Annotated in this window: 22 protein-coding genes and 1 other RNA gene; 12 read left to right on the top strand and 11 right to left on the bottom strand. The window is 57.9% G+C overall.

What is annotated here, in order from left to right:
* Positions 1-2 precede the first annotated feature (2 nt).
* The gene (locus AC2FI9_RS11730; protein WP_496738107.1) at positions 3-884 is read right to left on the bottom strand and encodes a LysR family transcriptional regulator; all 882 of its coding nucleotides are present in this window, start codon (positions 882-884) and stop codon (positions 3-5) included.
* A gap of 127 nt (positions 885-1,011) precedes the next feature.
* Between AC2FI9_RS11730 and AC2FI9_RS11725 the strand changes: the two genes are divergently transcribed.
* Together AC2FI9_RS11725 and AC2FI9_RS11720 are read left to right on the top strand one after the other, a co-directional pair.
* Entirely contained in the window at positions 1,012-1,221 is a 210-nt protein-coding gene (locus AC2FI9_RS11725) for a DUF1127 domain-containing protein (protein ID WP_496767816.1), read from the top strand.
* A 181-nt stretch (positions 1,222-1,402) separates the two neighbouring features.
* Positions 1,403-2,179, top strand: coding sequence for a Bax inhibitor-1/YccA family protein (locus AC2FI9_RS11720; RefSeq protein ID WP_058275627.1), 777 nt, complete (start codon positions 1,403-1,405; stop codon positions 2,177-2,179).
* A 173-nt stretch (positions 2,180-2,352) separates the two neighbouring features.
* Here AC2FI9_RS11720 and AC2FI9_RS11715 read toward each other — a convergent pair whose 3' ends face one another.
* The 3 genes from AC2FI9_RS11715 to AC2FI9_RS11705 all read right to left on the bottom strand — a co-directional run bounded on the left by AC2FI9_RS11715 (position 2,353) and on the right by AC2FI9_RS11705 (position 4,067).
* Positions 2,353-2,859, bottom strand: a complete 507-nt coding sequence (locus AC2FI9_RS11715; RefSeq protein WP_496767814.1) for a hypothetical protein — start codon at positions 2,857-2,859, stop codon at positions 2,353-2,355.
* Positions 2,860-3,068: 209 nt separating this feature from the next.
* Entirely contained in the window at positions 3,069-3,236 is a 168-nt protein-coding gene (gene rpmG / locus AC2FI9_RS11710) for a 50S ribosomal protein L33 (protein WP_007799108.1), read from the bottom strand.
* Between the two features lie 126 nt (positions 3,237-3,362).
* Positions 3,363-4,067: a DUF533 domain-containing protein gene (locus tag AC2FI9_RS11705; protein WP_496767812.1), complete on the bottom strand. Its 705-nt coding sequence runs from the start codon at positions 4,065-4,067 to the stop codon at positions 3,363-3,365.
* Positions 4,068-4,383: 316 nt separating this feature from the next.
* Between AC2FI9_RS11705 and AC2FI9_RS11700 the strand changes: the two genes are divergently transcribed.
* The 3 genes from AC2FI9_RS11700 to AC2FI9_RS11690 all read left to right on the top strand — a co-directional run bounded on the left by AC2FI9_RS11700 (position 4,384) and on the right by AC2FI9_RS11690 (position 6,276).
* On the top strand, positions 4,384-5,019 hold the full coding sequence (locus AC2FI9_RS11700) for a DUF1326 domain-containing protein (RefSeq protein WP_108859367.1): 636 nt from the start codon (positions 4,384-4,386) through the stop codon (positions 5,017-5,019).
* 13 nt (positions 5,020-5,032) lie between these two features.
* Positions 5,033-5,875, top strand: coding sequence for a DUF2182 domain-containing protein (locus tag AC2FI9_RS11695; RefSeq protein WP_496767810.1), 843 nt, complete (start codon positions 5,033-5,035; stop codon positions 5,873-5,875).
* Positions 5,876-5,943: 68 nt separating this feature from the next.
* A complete protein-coding gene (locus AC2FI9_RS11690; RefSeq protein ID WP_058275623.1) occupies positions 5,944-6,276 on the top strand; it encodes a GYD domain-containing protein in 333 nt (110 codons plus the stop codon).
* Positions 6,277-6,284: 8 nt separating this feature from the next.
* On the opposite strand, the gene rnpB is transcribed toward AC2FI9_RS11690, so the two are convergent.
* From rnpB to gatC, 5 genes are all read right to left on the bottom strand, one after another.
* Positions 6,285-6,684, bottom strand: an RNA gene (rnpB, locus tag AC2FI9_RS11685) — RNase P RNA component class A.
* A gap of 122 nt (positions 6,685-6,806) precedes the next feature.
* Positions 6,807-7,511: an N-acetylmuramoyl-L-alanine amidase gene (locus AC2FI9_RS11680; RefSeq protein WP_496767808.1), complete on the bottom strand. Its 705-nt coding sequence runs from the start codon at positions 7,509-7,511 to the stop codon at positions 6,807-6,809.
* The gene (locus AC2FI9_RS11675) at positions 7,468-8,166 is read right to left on the bottom strand and encodes a hypothetical protein (protein WP_496767806.1); all 699 of its coding nucleotides are present in this window, start codon (positions 8,164-8,166) and stop codon (positions 7,468-7,470) included. Before AC2FI9_RS11675 ends, AC2FI9_RS11680 begins: the two co-directional genes overlap by 44 nt.
* A gap of 40 nt (positions 8,167-8,206) precedes the next feature.
* Positions 8,207-9,694: an Asp-tRNA(Asn)/Glu-tRNA(Gln) amidotransferase subunit GatA gene (gene gatA / locus AC2FI9_RS11670; protein ID WP_496767804.1), complete on the bottom strand. Its 1,488-nt coding sequence runs from the start codon at positions 9,692-9,694 to the stop codon at positions 8,207-8,209.
* Positions 9,695-9,697: 3 nt separating this feature from the next.
* Positions 9,698-9,985, bottom strand: coding sequence for an Asp-tRNA(Asn)/Glu-tRNA(Gln) amidotransferase subunit GatC (gatC, locus tag AC2FI9_RS11665; protein ID WP_058275619.1), 288 nt, complete (start codon positions 9,983-9,985; stop codon positions 9,698-9,700).
* 236 nt (positions 9,986-10,221) lie between these two features.
* Between gatC and AC2FI9_RS11660 the strand changes: the two genes are divergently transcribed.
* Both AC2FI9_RS11660 and AC2FI9_RS11655 read left to right on the top strand, forming a co-directional pair.
* Positions 10,222-10,386 carry a hypothetical protein gene (locus AC2FI9_RS11660; RefSeq protein ID WP_186437502.1) on the top strand — a complete coding sequence of 55 codons (165 nt, stop codon included), beginning with the start codon at positions 10,222-10,224 and terminating at the stop codon, positions 10,384-10,386.
* 140 nt (positions 10,387-10,526) lie between these two features.
* Positions 10,527-11,090: a DUF4202 domain-containing protein gene (locus AC2FI9_RS11655; RefSeq protein ID WP_496767802.1), complete on the top strand. Its 564-nt coding sequence runs from the start codon at positions 10,527-10,529 to the stop codon at positions 11,088-11,090.
* On the opposite strand, the gene AC2FI9_RS11650 is transcribed toward AC2FI9_RS11655, so the two are convergent.
* Complete coding sequence (locus tag AC2FI9_RS11650; protein ID WP_496767801.1) at positions 11,081-11,737, bottom strand: ceramidase domain-containing protein; 657 nt, start codon at positions 11,735-11,737, stop codon at positions 11,081-11,083. The two genes, AC2FI9_RS11655 and AC2FI9_RS11650, sit on opposite strands and share 10 nt — an antisense overlap.
* Before the next feature lie 60 nt (positions 11,738-11,797).
* Here AC2FI9_RS11650 and AC2FI9_RS11645 point away from each other — a divergent pair, with 60 nt between their 5' ends.
* Positions 11,798-12,490 carry a metal-dependent hydrolase gene (locus tag AC2FI9_RS11645; protein ID WP_496767799.1) on the top strand — a complete coding sequence of 231 codons (693 nt, stop codon included), beginning with the start codon at positions 11,798-11,800 and terminating at the stop codon, positions 12,488-12,490.
* A 2-nt stretch (positions 12,491-12,492) separates the two neighbouring features.
* Here AC2FI9_RS11645 and AC2FI9_RS11640 read toward each other — a convergent pair whose 3' ends face one another.
* Positions 12,493-12,942, bottom strand: a complete 450-nt coding sequence (locus AC2FI9_RS11640; RefSeq protein ID WP_496767796.1) for a nucleoside deaminase — start codon at positions 12,940-12,942, stop codon at positions 12,493-12,495.
* On the opposite strand from AC2FI9_RS11640, the gene AC2FI9_RS11635 reads away from it, so the two are divergent.
* The 4 genes from AC2FI9_RS11635 (at position 12,941) to AC2FI9_RS11620 (ending at position 17,092) form a co-directional block, all read left to right on the top strand.
* On the top strand, positions 12,941-13,813 hold the full coding sequence (locus AC2FI9_RS11635; RefSeq protein WP_496767794.1) for a pseudouridine synthase: 873 nt from the start codon (positions 12,941-12,943) through the stop codon (positions 13,811-13,813). The two genes, AC2FI9_RS11640 and AC2FI9_RS11635, sit on opposite strands and share 2 nt — an antisense overlap.
* Before the next feature lie 174 nt (positions 13,814-13,987).
* Positions 13,988-14,902, top strand: coding sequence for a 5-bromo-4-chloroindolyl phosphate hydrolysis family protein (locus AC2FI9_RS11630; protein WP_496767792.1), 915 nt, complete (start codon positions 13,988-13,990; stop codon positions 14,900-14,902).
* Between the two features lie 29 nt (positions 14,903-14,931).
* Positions 14,932-16,122 carry a toxic anion resistance protein gene (locus tag AC2FI9_RS11625; RefSeq protein ID WP_282151701.1) on the top strand — a complete coding sequence of 397 codons (1,191 nt, stop codon included), beginning with the start codon at positions 14,932-14,934 and terminating at the stop codon, positions 16,120-16,122.
* Between the two features lie 49 nt (positions 16,123-16,171).
* Positions 16,172-17,092 carry a DUF2927 domain-containing protein gene (locus AC2FI9_RS11620; protein ID WP_496768102.1) on the top strand — a complete coding sequence of 307 codons (921 nt, stop codon included), beginning with the start codon at positions 16,172-16,174 and terminating at the stop codon, positions 17,090-17,092.
* The last annotated feature ends 6 nt before the right edge of the window (positions 17,093-17,098 follow it).

Raw genomic sequence — 17,098 nt, 5'->3', positions numbered from 1 at the left:
GCTTACCCCACCACAGCCTTGAGCGGGGCACTGCCCAGCATACGAAAATTCTGACGCACCAGCGCGGCCAGCGATTCGACGACAGCGCCGCGCCCGGTCTCGCCCCCATACAGATTGATCATGTGGGCCGGCAGTTCCGGCAAAGCCCCTCCGGTATCGATCTGTTCAAGATGTGCGGGTTCGGTCCCGTCCAGCATCGCGTGAACAGCCAGATCCGCGCTGACTGTCGCCTCGATCGTGCGGTCGTTTTCTGTTTCGACCGACAGTTCCCACGGGATACCTTCCGCATCGAGGGCCGAGATCATCTGGGGCCGGAACGCGCACCGCCGTCCGACGGCCAATGGAATCGGATTCTTACGCCATGCTGACCCGCCCGGCGCCCCAATCCACCGCAAGGGCAACTCAGCGACGGTCTCAGATCCATCACTGGCTGAGGCTTCGGTTGTCAGGATCAGATCGCACTCGCCGCGTTTGAACATTTCTTTCAGCTGAAGTGAATATGACGAAATCAGCTGCACCCGAACCCGCGGGAAGTCAGCATTGAAACGCTGCAAGACCCGCGGGATGGCCGGGTAGACGATGTCATGTGGAACGCCCAGAACGACCTCGCCTTCATAGGCCTGATCCGTGAGCTTTGAGATTACTTCGTCATTCAGCGCGATCATGCGCCGGGCATAGGCCAGCAGCTGTTCACCGGATGCAGTCAACGCAATTGTGCGCCCACTACGGTCCAACAATTCAAGGCCCAGCAGCTCTTCCAACCGCTTCAACTGCATCGACACGGCGGATTGCGTCAGATGCAGAAATCCGGCGGCCCTTGTGACGCCACCCTGGTCAGCAACGGCAACGAAGGAACGGAGCGTGGTGATATCCAGATTTCGCATGTTCACAAATCCTTATGTATCTCTTCATAAATATTCATTTTCAAAATGTGACATGTTGCGCCATATAAATCAAGGAAGTTGATGGAAAGACGGTTATCCATCATGAAACAGAGAAAGGACAATAAATATGACCCAAATTGCAATCAAACAGCACTGCAAACCGCAGCGTCGCTCTTTGTTGTCCTCGCTTCGGGATGCCCTCTCTCTTCTGCGTCAGCGTCAAACGCTTGCCAGACTTGATGATCGCGCTCTGGAAGACATCGGCGTCACCCGCCAACAGGCCGAAGCCGAGGCGTCACGATCCATTTGGGATGCGCCGGAGTTCTGGCAAAAGTGATTCGACACTGCACCTTTTCTCGGTGAATGGCAGCGCGAACCGTCGGGCTGCCATTTTTGTTGCGTGTTTTAGCCAGTTTCGGGCGTTAAACCCTTGAAACACAGCCCGCACTTGCCGATATTTGCGGGGAACGGGGCCAATTCCATTGGTCCGACAAGAAATATGCAAAGGGAGACCCTTAATGGCACAATTTGACACGATCCGGACGGCGACCGGTGCGCGCGCTGCCCAGATTGACGAGGGCCTACGCGCCCATATGAATAAAGTCTACGGCACGATGTCTGTGGGCATGCTGATTACATTCATGGCTGCCTGGGCCATTTCCGGACTTGCAACCACAACCGACCCATCGGCCGCAGCGGGGCAAATCAGCTCGGGCACCTATCTGACGTCGCTGGGTGCCGCGATCTATACCTCGCCGCTACGCTGGGTGATCATGTTTGCACCGCTGGCGTTCATCTTTGGCTTTAGCGCCGGTATCAACCGCTTGTCCGCCGCAGCTGCACAGCTGGTGTTCTATGCATTCGCAGCGGTGATGGGCCTGTCGATCAGCTGGATTTTCATTGCCTTTACCGGCATGTCGATCATTCAGGTGTTCCTGATCACGTCGATCGCTTTCGCAGGACTGTCCTTGTACGGCTACGTCACCAAGAAAGACCTGTCTGGAATGGGTACATTTCTGATCATGGGTCTTATTGGCCTGATCGTGGCGATGGTTGTAAACATCTTCCTGCAGTCACCCGCGATGATGTACGCGATCTCGGTGATCGGCGTTCTGATCTTTGCTGGTCTGACCGCCTATGACACTCAGAAGATCAAAACCACCTACCTGCAGATGGCCCATTCGGGCGACCAGGAGTGGTTGGGTAAAGCCGCAATCATGGGCGCGCTGAGCCTGTATCTGGACTTTATCAACATGTTCATGTTCCTTCTGCAGCTGTTCGGCAACCGCGAATAAGACAGACGGAATTCGATTTCAAAGGCGGGCCAGATTGGCCCGCCTTTTTTGTTTGCCTCGCTGCATGGCATCCCGAGATAGCAAACAGGCGGCGCAAACTTGTGACGTTAAGAACAAAGAAAGCCTCCACCCACACGGTGGAGGCTTTCTTTAGTTGTATCTTTTTGGTTCGATCAGCTGCAGTTCAGAGCAACCGCAAAACCCGAGCTGCGCGACGACGACCCCTTGCGGAACACGTCACCCGCAGGCAGGCACCCGGTAAACTGTTCGGCATTTTGGCCAAAGGCTGCGCCGACGTTGTTGTCCACGCGGGTGCTGTTGTTTTCGGTCCGAAGCACTCCGAACAAAGTGCCGTTCACGCTGACTGTGCTTAAGAACATGTTCATGTCCGAACCGGTCAGAACAACTGAGTTTGTGTCGCTGCGTCCGCCATTGTCGATCGCGACGCGGGCTACTTTTTCCGCCTCGGTCTGATCCGTTACGACCGGGATGGATGGCAACAAAGCCAATTCCGCCGGAATATTCGTGGCGTCGGGAAGGAACGAGACCGCACCCGGAACATCCGAGAGGGTCCGCGGCTCACCATCGATGCCCGTGAAGCCAACACCCGAGCGGTTATAGGGGTCTTCACAAGCCGCAAGGGCGAATACGGCAATTGTGGATAACAAGATTTTTTTCATGGCGACCAACATTTTGGAACGATTTGCTGAAGCGTATGGCCAAGGGGTTCCAAAAAGCAACCCGGCGCCCAACCGAATGGGCGTTACGCTGATGCGTCACTGCAACGGCCAATTCCCGATCCAGGACATTTCACCCAGCCGCATGCACAAAGAAAAAGGGTTCCGCATCAGCGAAACCCTTTTCCATTCTGTCCAAGTTGGACGGCAGATTACTTAATCTTGCCTTCCTTGTACTCGACATGTTTCCGAACAACCGGGTCGTATTTACGAACGGTCATTTTCTCGGTCATGGTGCGAGCGTTCTTTTTGGTCACGTAGAAGTGGCCCGTGCCCGCGGTCGAGTTCAGACGGATCTTGATTGTCGTCGGCTTCGCCATGGTTATCTCCTGCGTCCGAAAAGGCAGGGGCCTTTCGGTTGAATTCCTATGAGCGTGCGCTTTTACGCCTTGCACGGCTCGTGTCAAGGGCAATCAGGCACATGTCCTCCGGTTTGGGGATCAGGCTTAGGTCGAAAGGGTTGGCGCACCCATATACGTGTGTATCTGGTCGCGTTCAGCATCGGATAATCCCAGCGCAGTGGCCAGTTGCACGAGGTAAGATGCCTCGCGCTGATTATCCAGACGAATCGCCGCCAGAGACGTCGCATAGACCTGCGTTTTCAGTGGCGCGCCGGAATCAGCAGCCAATCCGATCACATCAATCGGGCCATTCAACTGATCCTGGACAAAGGCGCGTTCTTCATCGCTGATGTCATCACCCAATTCGCCCAGAATGGTTTCCTTCTCTTGCTCGTCTAGCTCTCCGTCCGCCTTGGCCGCCTGGATCATCGCGCGCAGCATCAGCTTGGCTTGCTCCTCCATCGCCGCGCCCCCGGGTGTGCCTTTGAACACCGTGTCCATCATGTCGACGGTCTGCTGGCTGCCTGACTTTGCTGCCCCCTGCATGGCATTCATCAGCCCACCAAGACCTGCGGCCCCTGCCGGATTGGCCATGCCAAGCTTTCCAATCATCTCTTGCAGCCCACCGGCACCCCCCGGCATCCCGAACTGTTCTGCCATCTTGCCCAGTTGATCCATGCCAAAGCCGCCCCCGGCGCCCTGCATCATATCTTGAAGACCGGCCATACCGCCCATTTGCTTGTACTTTTCCATGCCTTTTGCTGCAGCAAATCCAACTGCGACCGAAGCCAGTGCCTTCATGAAACTCATAACAATCCTCCCAATATTAAAAATGCGTTTTTGCAATATAGCAGATATCTGCGACTCAATAATCCACGGATTAAGCAGATGCCCTAACGCTAGCGCAAAGCTGACCAATGGTGGCTTCGTTTAAGCAAGTGAACATGTAACAGGCGTATTCCTATACAAGTGCATGTCTAATTTGTCAGAAATTCGAATTTGTGATAGTAACCGCGCCATCTACAATCCAAAGAAGCCAATTTCCGGCTCGATCTTCGAGGCACCATGAACAGGCAAGCAACCGTGCAAGCAGGGTTTGCACGATTGATTTTGTTTAGGGGGCATCATGACTGAATGGACTATTAAGGGCGAAGAGCTGGCCAACTGTAACTGCAACTTCGGTTGTCCTTGCCAGTTCAGCGTACTTCCAACACATGGCAATTGCGAAGCCGTCGTCGTATTCGACATCGAAAGCGGTCACTATGGGGACACCGACCTGGCGGGCGTAAGGGCGGCTGGGGTGTACTATTGGCCCGGCCCGATCCATGAGGGCAACGGTCAGATGCAACTGATCATAGATGCCAGCGCCAGCGCCGATCAGCGCGCGGCCCTGCAAGCCATAATGACCGGTGAAGATACTGATGAAATGGCAACCTTCTGGTATGTCTATAGCGCTATGGCTCCGACCAAACATGAAACGCTTTTCGTTCCGATTGAGCTGAACTGGGACCGCGACGAGCGCACCGGGTTTGCAAAGGTGAATGGCGTCTTCGATGTCGAGGTCAGCCCGATTCCGCATATCGTTTCGGGTGCGGCGCACCGGGCGTCAATTCAGCTGCCAAACGGGTTTGAATACCGGCACGCCGAAGCTGCCTCGGGCTCGGCCAAGACACATGGCGGCGAAATTAGCCTGACCTTTGACGCGACACATGCTCATCTGGCCCACCTGAACATTTCGGGCCACGGTGTCTTGGGCGCCTGATCCGGGGGTCATCATGACATCCCATCCCACACCGCCCCGCACTGGGCCGGTTGAGCGGCTTATGCGGCGTGAGCGGGTCATCGTGCTGTTCGGTGTGTCGCTGATTGTTTTGGCTGCAGCCTGGTACACCATCGCCGGGATCGGCATGAACATGACGGCCAGCGAAATGACCAATATGGCGGGTCCGATCGGAGAACCCATGCACATGGGCGAAGCGCCCAGTTGGGGTGTGCAATACGTAATCCTGATCTTTCTGATGTGGTGGGTCATGATGATCGCGATGATGACCCCCAGCGCTGCACCTGCGGTCTTGCTGTATTCGGCGATAAAGCGTGCGGGACCCGAACGTGACAAGGCAGCGCAGTTCAGTTTTTGCTTTCTCGCAGGCTACCTGATCGCCTGGGCTTTGTTCAGCCTTGCCGCGACGGGGTTGCAATGGGGTCTGGAAAACATCGGGCTGTCCGATGGTCCAATGATGACGATCCGGTCCAAAACATTTGCTGGCTGCGTCCTGATTGCGGCAGGCGCGTATCAGCTTTCGGACCTCAAGTCTGCCTGTCTGCGGCTTTGTCAAAGCCCTGCCCGGTTCATTGCCGTCCATCACAAACCTGGCGCGTTTGGTGCGTTCCGAACCGGTGCGTTGCATGGGCTGTATTGTCTGGGCTGTTGCTGGGCCTTGATGGCCCTGCTGTTCGTAGGCGGGATCATGAATCTGTACTGGATTGCCGGAATTGCCATTTACGTGGCTTTGGAAAAGCTGCTGCCGGGCGCACGCTGGTTGCCCACTTTGACCGGCTTGGCTCTGATTGCAGTGGGTTTCTGGGTCGCCTTGGACGCCATTGTGAGCATTTTTTAGATCCCGTTTCCAGGCCGCGGAACCGGTCAATTTCAGCGTTCCAGACCATTGAACCAAGGAGAAGACTTATGCCTATTTTCATCACTTATGCGACCTACTCCCAGGATGGCGTCAAAGGAATGCTGAAGAAGCCTGCAGACCGCACGGCGGCCGTCCGGGCGTTGCTGAAAAAAGTCGGCGGCAAGCTTTTGGCTTTTTACATGACGACCGGCGAAAATGACGTGGTGGTCGTAAGTGAAGTTCCGGATGGCACTGACGCAGTAGCCATTGGAATGGCCGTTGCGGCCTCGGGTGCAGTATCAAACGTTGAAACAGTACGCGCCTGGAAGGCGAAGGACTTTGCCGCCATTACCAAAAAGGCCGCCAAGCTGACCGGGGCTTACACGCCGCCCGGTAAGTGAACAGAGTTATGCGCGGAGGGCCTGTAAGCCGGATCTTGTTCCGGGGTTGCCCCCTTCGATGACCATTCCTCTAGGCCGTGCATTGCTGCGCGGCTCAAGCTGCCAACCCGGTCCCTCTTGGCCAGGACGTGCCTAGCGGCGGTTTCGGCTGACGCCGACCTGCCCGCGCGGGGACCCTATTTGGCATTGCTCCCGGTGGGGCTTGCCGTGCCGCCACTGTTGCCAGCGGCGCGGTGGGCTCTTACCCCACCGTTTCACCCTTACCTCGGACCTAAGTCCGGGGCGGTTTGATTTCTGTGGCGCTTTCCGTCGGGTTGCCCCGCCCGGGCGTTACCCGGCACCGTTGTCTTGTGGAGTCCGGACTTTCCTCTCGGGCCTTGCGACCCCAGCGGCCATCCGGCCCTCCGCGCAAGCGGTGGGTATGCCTTGTGCCAAGCCGCGTCAAGAGTGGAGAGCGTGCGAAGGGGCCAGCCCCTTCTGGGCCTGCGGCCAATTCAACCCCGGGATATTTTTGCCCGTTGAAGAGCGGATCAGGATTGTGGGGTCAAGGGCGCGAAGTCGGCTGGCCGCAATGGCCCTTTGCCCCAGGGGCGATATCGCAGACGAACGGCACTCAGGAGGGTTTCGTCGTCTACTTCAGCACTGAATCCGGCCGCTTGAGCTAGGGTACGAAATCGGTCCTGTGGGGCATCTTGTCGACCATCGCCTTGTTCGCGTGATGCGGCCAGCGCGTTGCGTTCCAGCCGCAGCCAGTCAAATCGTGGGCCCGGATCGAATTTTCGCCCGGGTGCCATGTCGGAATGGCCGATAACGCCGTTTGGCTGGATGGTCCAACGGTGCATGATCTTATGCAACAATTTCTCCAACCGTTGCATTTGCGGTTCTGAGAACGGGTGTATGCCGGTGTTGTCCAGTTCGATGCCGATCGAACGGGAGTTGATGTCGCTCTGACTGTGCCACTCGCCAGCCCCTGCGTGCCAGGCGCGGTCCCCTTCCCGCACCAACTGCCAGAGTGTTCCGTCACCACCTATCAGGTAGTGCGCCGAAACTTCGTGGACGGGATCGCATAGCCTGTCCAGCGCCTCTTGCGCGCTGTTCATTGCCGTATAGTGCAAAACGATCAGGGACGGCTTCAGCCCGTCCCTACGCGGCCCGAAGTTGGGCGATGGGTGCCAGATCGGCGCCAATGCGTCAGTTGTTGACGGCACTGCGGAAGGCACTGGGATCCCAGCCACAAGCGTATCCATCCCCATCGGGGTCCAGCCCGTTGCGGTCCCGCTGCGGGCCACCATTGGACAGAAACTCGATCTGAGCCTGGTCGGGCGACGGGAACTTGGCGCAGTTCCGTTGAGCCTTGGCTTCGAGGTTAAAGCCAGCGCGACTGTATAGCTGCGTGCCGACGGGATTTGAGGTGCTTAGAGCGTATTGCACGATATTGGGCTGGCCGTCCGATCCGCGCTGCGGAACAGCAGTTGGGGTGACGACTTCGTAGGTCTGGCGGTTCTGTTGAATCAGGGCCGCGTCGTTTTCGATCGTGCGACGTCCTGATACAGCCGCAAAATCCTGTTCGTCGGAGATCGCATTGTTACTGGCGGCGGACAGCGGGACTTGCGTCAACGTGCTTTGCCCCGAAGTGTTGGCCAATGCAGCCGCGGTTGCCGACGCGATATCTGCGTTGTCCCCGGTCGGCGCGGTGCCAGGAGCGCCAAGTTGCTGTTCTGAGACTTCAGCAGGCCCAACCAAAGGGTTTCCGGTGTAGCCCGGGCCAGCCAGCGCGGCCTCGCGCTGTGCCTGATATTGAGGCGTGTTAAATCCTGTACCCTGGACCGGGGCCACCGTGTTGCAGGCGGCCACAAGCCCGATTGCGGGGATCAGAAGCGTAAAGCGCATTCAGCTGCTCCGTCTTAGCTGGTCTTGCCTGATCCGAGGATTACCACCATTTACCCGGCTTGGCCACAAATCCAGCGGCGCTTTCCAACGCATAGGCCGTGTTCAGCAAATCGCCTTCTTCCCATGGACGGCCGATCAGTTGCAGACCCAAAGGCAAGCCCTGTTGGTCCAGACCTGCGGGAACCGAGATACCGGGCAAGCCGGCAAGGTTCACTGTCACGGTAAAGACGTCGTTGAGGTACATCTGCACCGGGTCCGCCTCGGTCATCTCGCCCAGACCGAAGGACGCCGACGGGGTAGCAGGCGTCAGAATCGCATCGATCCCTGCGGCAAAGACATCTTCGAAATCTTTCTTGATCAGCGTCCGCACCTTACGGGCGCGGTTATAGTAGGCATCATAGAACCCTGCCGACAGCACATAGGTGCCGATCATGACCCGGCGCTGAACTTCGTGGCCAAAGCCTTCGGCGCGGGTCTTTTCGTACATCTCGGTGATACCGTCGCCCTGTGCCAGCTGCGCGCGGCGACCATAACGGACACCGTCATAACGCGCGAGGTTCGAGGACGCTTCGGCAGGTGCAATCACGTAGTATGCGGGCAGCGCATACTTGGTGTGCGGCAGCGAAATGTCGACGATTTCAGCACCCGCTGCTTTCAACATCTCGGCGCCTTCGGCCCAGAGTTTTTCAATCTCAGCCGGCATCCCGTCCATGCGGTATTCTTTGGGGATACCGATTTTCTTGCCTTTGATATCGCCGGTTAGCATGGCCTCGAAGTTCGGAACTGCCAGTTCCGTACTGGTCGAATCCTTGGGGTCGTGACCACACATCGCCTCGAGCATGATGGCTGCATCGCGCACGTTTTTAGTCATCGGACCCGCCTGATCCAGCGAGGACGCAAAAGCCACGATGCCCCAGCGCGAGCAACGACCATAAGTCGGCTTGATACCAGTGATACCTACAAACGCTGCAGGTTGACGAATTGAACCGCCTGTATCGGTGCCGGTGGCGGCCAGGCACAGGTCTGCTGCCACAGCCGAGGCCGACCCGCCAGATGAGCCACCGGGTGTCAGTTGTGCGTCGTCATTGCCGCGACGCCAAGGGCTGACCGCGTTGCCGTAAACCGATGTCTCGTTTGACGAGCCCATGGCGAATTCGTCCATGTTCAGTTTGCCCAGCATGACTGCGCCAGAGTCGGCCAACTGCTGGGATACTGTGGATTCGTATTCAGGCTTGAAACCTTCAAGGATTTTCGATGCCGCCTGTGAAGGCACCCCTTTGGTGCAGAACAAGTCCTTAATGCCGATCGGCAGGCCGCACATAGAAGGTGCATCGCCGCCCTTGATCCGCTCGTCCGCCGCCTTGGCGCGCTCCAGCGCGATTTCTGGCGTTTTGTGAACAAAAGCGTTCAGCGCGTCGGCGTCATCGATCGCTTTCAGGCAGGACTCGGTCAACTCAACCGAGGTTACGTCACCGGCACGCAATGCGTCACGAGCTTCGGCCAGGCCCAGTTTGTTCAGATCGCTCATGTCTTACTCCACAACTTTGGGAACAGCGAAGAACCCTTCGCGCGCATCGGGGGCATTGGCCAGAACCTTGTCCTGCTGGTTCCCGTCGGTCACCACGTCCTCGCGACGTTTCAGGCGCATCGGCTCGACCGAAACCATCGGCTCGACACCTTCAACATCCACTTCATTGAGTTGTTCGATGAAGCCAAGGATGGTGTTGAATTCGGATGCCAGCGCAGGCAGCGCGTCATCCTCGACCTTGATCCGGGCCAGTTTGGCCACCTTGGCGGCGTTGCTTTGGTCAATCGACATCGGATATCCTCTTATGCGTTAGGGGGCATTTACCTGTCTGGTCGCCGGGTCGCAAGACCGCCAAGGCGCTGATCCACCCTTGAGCGCATGGCAAAGGTCCATAAATCCTGTCCGATCATTCATTTCTGAATACCCCTACGTAAAAAATGAACCGATTAGTTCACTTCACATCTTGAAATACTGAACTGAACTGTTCATTTCATATAGCACGGCACAGCTTTATATGGAGAAAAACGATGAAAACGTTCATGACTGCCTTTGTTCTGGCCACTACGGTTCTTGCTGCGCAAGCTCAGGCGGGCGCTTTTGGCCCAAGCATGGACACCCTGACCCGCAGCCTGATTTTCCCCGATCAGGTGTCGGAACCTGTCACCCAGGATCAGAACAAACCGGGCAAGTAATTTAGCCCGCAAAACCGGGTCGGGTCCAAATGCCCCGGCCCGGCAATTGCCTGCTGCGTTCCGCGCGACGTATCGCTACGGTGGTCCACAAGTAACCCGCCGGCCTGCCCTGCAGATCCGGCAAGCCAACGGAACGGAAGATGAACGCGCGCAAGCAAGCTGTTATGGACGCAATTGATGCGGCCAACTCACACGACCCCAACCTCGAAGACGGCCAGCCCGCTGAACTGCTTTATGGTCAGCGCATGAGCGCTGAGTTGGACAGGTTGTTCCCCGACGCCTCTGACCCGTTGCAGATTGCAGCGCGGGGTCAGCATGTGGAACGATGGAAGCTCGCGCGTAGTGAATACCCGGAAGGTCGTGCCGGATATCTGGCTTGGCGCAAGGCGCAGGGCGTCCACCACGCCGAGATCGTGATGGGGCTTATGAAACAGAACGGCTACTCTGCCGAGGATATCGAATCTGCTGGCCGGATGCTGCGCAAACAGGGTATCAAGCGTGACGACGAGGTGCAGGCGCTGGAGGATGTCATCTGCTTTGTCTTCCTCAAGTGGTATTTCGCACCGTTCGCCGAAAAGCACTCAGCCGAGAAAATCCAAAGCATTGTCGAGAAAACCGCGCGCAAGATGTCGGATCAAGGCCGTGCACGCGTGCTGTCCGAATTTGACCTACCCGCGGAGCTGGCCGCAGCGTTTCAGGCCTGAGCCGCGCGGGTCAGGTGCCTACGATACACCTCGATCATCCAGCCCAGCATGAGGGCATTTAGGATGTGCCACATGAAATGCGTGCCAAACGGGATCTGCCCACATATGGGTTCGTCCAGCGCACGAAAGGTGATCGAGGCGATCAGGATCATCGCCCCAATGGCCAGACCACGGGCGGTGTACGGCACCCGGTGGCGCAAAAGAAACGCATAGATCAAGATCAGCAGCGGCACCGGGGCATAGGCTGCTGACCCACCCAGTCCCGGCACAAGCTGGAACAACGGCACCGTCGCTGCGGCATAGGGAAAGAACAGCGCCGTCACGATCCCGGCCGTAAGCGGCCGCATGTGCCAGACGTCCCGGTTGATCGCAAAGATGTAGACCAGGATGTATAGCAGGATCGGCAGAACATCCGCCATGGCGGCCCAGACCTGCGCGTGCGTATGGAACAGGTAGCTGCCAAGCCCGATGGCAGTCAGAATGGCCACCAACAGCATCGCCAGCGGCATCCCCTGCCCGCGCACGCGCCGCCACATGACAAAAGCCGCAATCAGAAACGCCGCGTTTGTCACCGCGTTTATCGGCTCGGCCCAATAGGCGGGCGACAAGCGCTCGCAATAGCCATCAATTTCCTGAAACCAGTCCATGAACTTTTACATAGCCGATGCTAAGTTAATGCCAACAGTTTGTTTTGGGAGGATGAATTCATGAACATCATTTGGCTGGGACTCGGCAGTTTCCGCATCGAAACCGGCGGGCAGGTTCTGCTGATCGACCCCTGGCTGACTGGCAACCCGGTCTTGTCCGAGGAACAGCATGATGACGCGCTAAATGGGGCGACTCATATCCTTCTTACGCATACACATTTCGATCACGTCGCCGATGTCGTATCGCTGGCCAAGCACCTGAACGTCCCCGTGGTCGGACAATACGACCTGATGGGGTTTTGGAGCGAGTCCGAAGGGCTGGAAACTATCGGCTACAACAAAGGTGGCACCGTGAACCTGAACGGCGTCAAAGTGTCAATGGTTCCGGCCTCGCACAGTTCAACCTTTTCCACGCCCGACGGGTTGCGCACCGGCGGCAGCGAGGTCGGGTTCATGATCGCCTCGGAAGGGCGCATGCTGTATGTCTCTGGCGATACAGATATCATGGCCGATATGGATTGGATGGGGGATTACTACAAACCCGATATCGGCATCCTGTCGGCAGGCGGTCATTTCACGATGGACATGAAGGGCGCGGCGTATGCGGCCAAGCGGTATTTCAATTTCAAGACCGTGATTCCTTGCCATTACAAGACCTTCCCGATCCTCGAACAATCAGCTCAGGCGCTGGTCGATGGGTTGCCGGGGGTCGATGTCATCGAACTCGAGGTGATGAAGGCCATTACCATTTAGGGTCAACGCCGTGCGGCGAAGAACTCTTTCAGAAGCTCGGCGGCCTCCTGCCCTCGGATGCCGTCGTAAACCTCTGGCACGTGGTGCGCTTGTGTATGGGTGAAAACCCGCGCGCCATGGTCAACGCCGCCAGATTTCGGATCGGCAGCCCCGTAATAGATGCGCCGGATACGCGCCGCCGCCAATGCCGCCGCGCACATCGTGCAAGGCTCTAGCGTCACATAGAGATCGTGATCGGGCAGACGTTCGGATCCGGCTGCGGCGCATGCAGCACGCAGGGCCAGTATCTCGGCATGGGCGGTGGGATCGTTCAGCTCTCGTGTTCGGTTGCCCGCAGAGGCCACGATCACGCCATCGGGGCCGGCAATAACAGCGCCCACGGGCACCTCGCCGCGATCCGCCGCAGCGCGCGCTTCAACCAGCGCCTTATCCATGTGCGATCTGAACACCATGCCTCTGACTGCAACAGAAACCTGTCTTTCGCAAGCGGCCGGGATGCGCTATGGGCTGCAGATGACCAAAACCCCTCCTCCAGGCGACCGGATCGCCAAAGTCCTTGCCCGCGCAGGCGTTGCCTCGCGCCGTGAAGCCGAACGCATGATCGAAGCGGGTCGTGTGAGTGTAAACGGCAAGACAATCGACAGCCCCGCGCTGAACGTCACAGCCAAAGACAAGATCAACGTCGATGGCAAACCGGTGTCGGAACCGGAACCTTCGCGCCTGTGGCTGTACCACAAACCTTCGGGTCTGGTGACAACGACACGTGACGAAAAAGGACGCGCGACCATTTTTGACAAACTGCCCGAGGATATGCCCCGGGTCATGAGTGTCGGGCGGTTGGACCTGAACTCGGAAGGGTTGCTGCTGTTGACCAATGATGGCGGCATCAAGCGCAAGCTGGAACTGCCCTCGACCGGATGGCTACGCAAATACCGCGTGCGGGTGAATGGCCGCCCCAAGGACGAGGATTTTGCACCGCTTCGTAAGGGGCTTGTGATCGACGGGGAACGCTTTTTGCCGATGGACGTCACGCTGGACCGTCAACAAGGCGCGAATGCCTGGCTGACAATCGGTCTGCGCGAAGGCAAGAACCGTGAAATTCGGCGTGCGATAGAAGATATCGGTTTTGCGGTGAACCGGCTGCTGCGAGTGTCCTACGGCCCCTTCCAGCTGGGAAGCCTGAAACCCGGCGAAGTCGAAGAGATCCGCCGACGGGTCATGCGCGATCAACTGGGGTTGGAAGCCGAGCCCGAAGCACCGGCCAAACGACCCGCTCGCCCACAGCGAAATCGGCCCCCGATCGGCAAGAAACCTCGCAAGTGACGCAGGTTAGGCAACCTTCCCCCTAGCGCCACGGTCTCTCATGGCCTAGATTTCCCCAAGGGACATTTTTGGGGGGCGCCATGTCCGGGACCGGAGTGCAAAAACTGGCCTATGTCGTGTTGTTGATGCTGATGTTCGGCGTCTGCACCGGCGTGTTGGGAGGCTTGTAAGCACATGGCCAAACGGTATGGCGGGAAATTCAGCCCACAGGACGACTCCTCGTCTCCGAATCAACCTCGGCGCGGACAGTTTGACGTCGCTCGGGTCGAACCGGCCGGGGCGCGCGCTAACCTGTTGTTTCTTCCGGCTGTTCCCTTGGTTTTTCTGTCGCTGAACGATGGGGCCGTCGGATTGACGATCGGCCTGATCGCAGCGGGTCTTTTGACAGCTGCAGCATTTCTGCTGCGCGAAGGGTTGCGGGCCGAATCCGCCTACAACGCTCGCCGCACAGCCCGTCGCCCGGCGTTTCCCAGAAAGGTATTCTCCAGCCTGCTGACCGGACTTGGCGTCGGATTGGCTGCTTATCGCACCGAATATCTGGATGCAGCCGCAGCGTCTGAGACCAGCCTGATCGCCCCGATTCTGTTCGGTTTGATGGCCAGCGTCCTACACTCTGTCTCTTTCGGAATTGATCCGATGACTGACAAAGGGATGGAAGGCATCGACACTTTCCAGCAAGACCGCGTTGCCCGCGTCGTGGAAGGTGCTGAAACACATCTGTCCGAGATGACCGACGCCATCAAACGCGCAGGCGACCGCAGGATCGAAGCCCGGGTTGAACGTTTTCAGGATACCGCCCGCGACCTGTTCCGCACGGTCGAGGAAGACCCTCGCGATCTGGCCGGTGCGCGAAAATACCTGACCGTTTACTTAAAGGGCGCGCGTGACGCGACGGTCAAATTTGCTGACGTTTATGCCCGCACCCGCGATGCGCAGGCGCTGGAGGATTATTCGTCCCTCCTGGATGATCTTGAACAAAATTTCGCGGCGCGTACCCGCAAGTTGCTTTTGGACGACCGCAGTGATCTGACGGTTGAAATTGATGTGTTGCGCGAAAGGCTGCAACGCGAAGGCGTCCGGTTGGACTGACCGGCCACAATTTGAGAGAGGATTACCCCATGTCCGATGACATCAAGAACAAGGCGGTCGAGGCTGAAACGCTGGTGCAGGAAGTGACCGCTGTCACCCTGCCCGACCCGACCGCCGAAATCGTCTTGCTTGAGGAGGCCGACGAACCTGTCAGCGCCGAAATCCGCAAGCGCATGGATGAGATCGACATGGATAACACCAATTCCATCGTCGCGTTCGGGTCGTCTGCCCAGGCGGAATTGCAGGAAATCAGCCAGGCCATGCTGGCGGATGTCCGCAACAAGGATGTCGGGCCCGCCGGGGATAGCCTGCGCAATATCGTCACGACGATCCGCGGGTTTTCAGTCAGTGAGCTGGACGTCCGGCGCGAACGCAGCTGGTGGGAAAAGCTGTTGGGCAAGGCTGCGCCTTTCGCCCAGTTTACCGCCAAGTTTGAAGATGTTCAGGGGCAGATCGACAGGATCACCGACGACTTGCTGGGCCACGAACATACGCTGCTGAAAGACATCAAGTCACTGGACCTGTTGTATGAAAAGACGCTGGGCTTTTATGACGAGCTTGCGCTGTATATCGCAGCAGGCGAAGAAAAACTGACCGAGCTGGACAGCCAGAACATCCCCGAAAAAGAAGCCGAAGTTCAGGCCGTGCCCGAAGACCAACAAGTCATGAAGGCGCAAGAGCTGCGTGACCTGCGCGCAGCGCGGGATGATCTGGAACGGCGTGTTCACGACCTGAAGCTGACGCGACAGGTGACGATGCAATCGCTGCCCTCGATCCGGTTGGTTCAGGAAAATGACAAGTCGCTGGTGACCAAGATCAACTCGACCCTCGTCAACACCGTGCCGCTGTGGGAAACGCAACTGGCGCAGGCCGTCACCATCCAGCGTAGCGCCGAGGCGGCCGCGGCCGTGCGCGATGCGAATGACCTGACGAATGAGCTGCTGACCTCGAACGCGGCGAACCTGCGTGAGTCGAACAAGATGATCCGCGAGGAAATGGAACGCGGTGTGTTTGATATCGAGGCGGTCAAGCAAGCCAATGCTGACCTGATCGGTACGATCAACGAAAGTCTTGCAATTGCTGACGAAGGCAAGGCCAAGCGCGCCGCAGCCGAGCAGGAACTGCAGAAAATGGAAACCGAGCTGCGCGACACCCTTGCCTCTGCGAAGGCGCGCAAAGACGGCGTCGGCGACAACGCTGGAACTGCGGTTTCGAGCTAAAGGCAGGCTGGACGTGCAAGTGCCTGGATATCTGAAACCTCTGTTGGGTATGGTGGCGCTGTTGGCGCTGGCCAATTGCGATGAGGCGCTGACGTCGTCCGTCGTGCCGCAACCGCGCCCGGTTGCACCTGCACCGGCACCTAATGCTTATGTTCCCCCGTCTGCGGCAAGTCAGGATCTGGCCCGGTTCTATCAGCGGGTCGAACGTGACCTGCTCACCCGCGACATGTTGCGCGTGGATGGAGGTGGTCCCGACACACCGTATGATGCCGATGATCTGGCCCGCAATTTCGAGGCTATTGCCTTTTACAGCGAATACCCCGATCACGCTGTAACCACGCGCATTCGGCGAACGGACGGGCAACTTAGCCGGTGGGCAGGACCTGTGCGGATTCAGACCGAGTTCGCCCCGTCCGTGGCACCCGAGATACGCAAAAAAGACGCGGCTGACGTCGAGGCGTTCGCGGAGCGGCTGAGTAAATTGACGGATCACCCGATCTCGGTCGTCAATCGCAAGGCAAACTTCCATGTCTTCTTTGCAGGCAAGGATGACAGCGCCTATGTGGTGAAACGCCTGAAACAGCTGATTCCGGGCATCAGCACGCCTTCACTGGATTTGGTTGCAAACCCGCGCGCCAATATTGACTGTCTTGTTTTTGCGTCTCCTACCTATACCTCACCGTATAAATTTGTGCGGGCTGTCACTCTCATCCGGGCTGAACTGCCGGACCTGACCCGGCGCAGTTGCATCCACGAGGAAATTGCGCAGGGGCTTGGATTGTCCAATGACAGCCCAGCGGCACGGCCTTCGATTTTCAACGACAATGACGAGTTTGCGCTGTTGACCAGCCATGACGAGAAACTTCTGACAATGCTTTATGACCCGCGCCTTGAACCCGGTGTTACGGCTGAAGACGCCCGCCCGGTGGTCCGGATTATTGCTCGCGAATTGATGGGCCAGCAGCTCTGAGCCCAA

The organism is Ruegeria sp. CDSA246 (assembly GCF_059611225.1).
The sequence above is the reverse complement of the archived record's forward strand: the minus strand, read 5'-3'. Positions and strand labels throughout refer to the sequence as shown.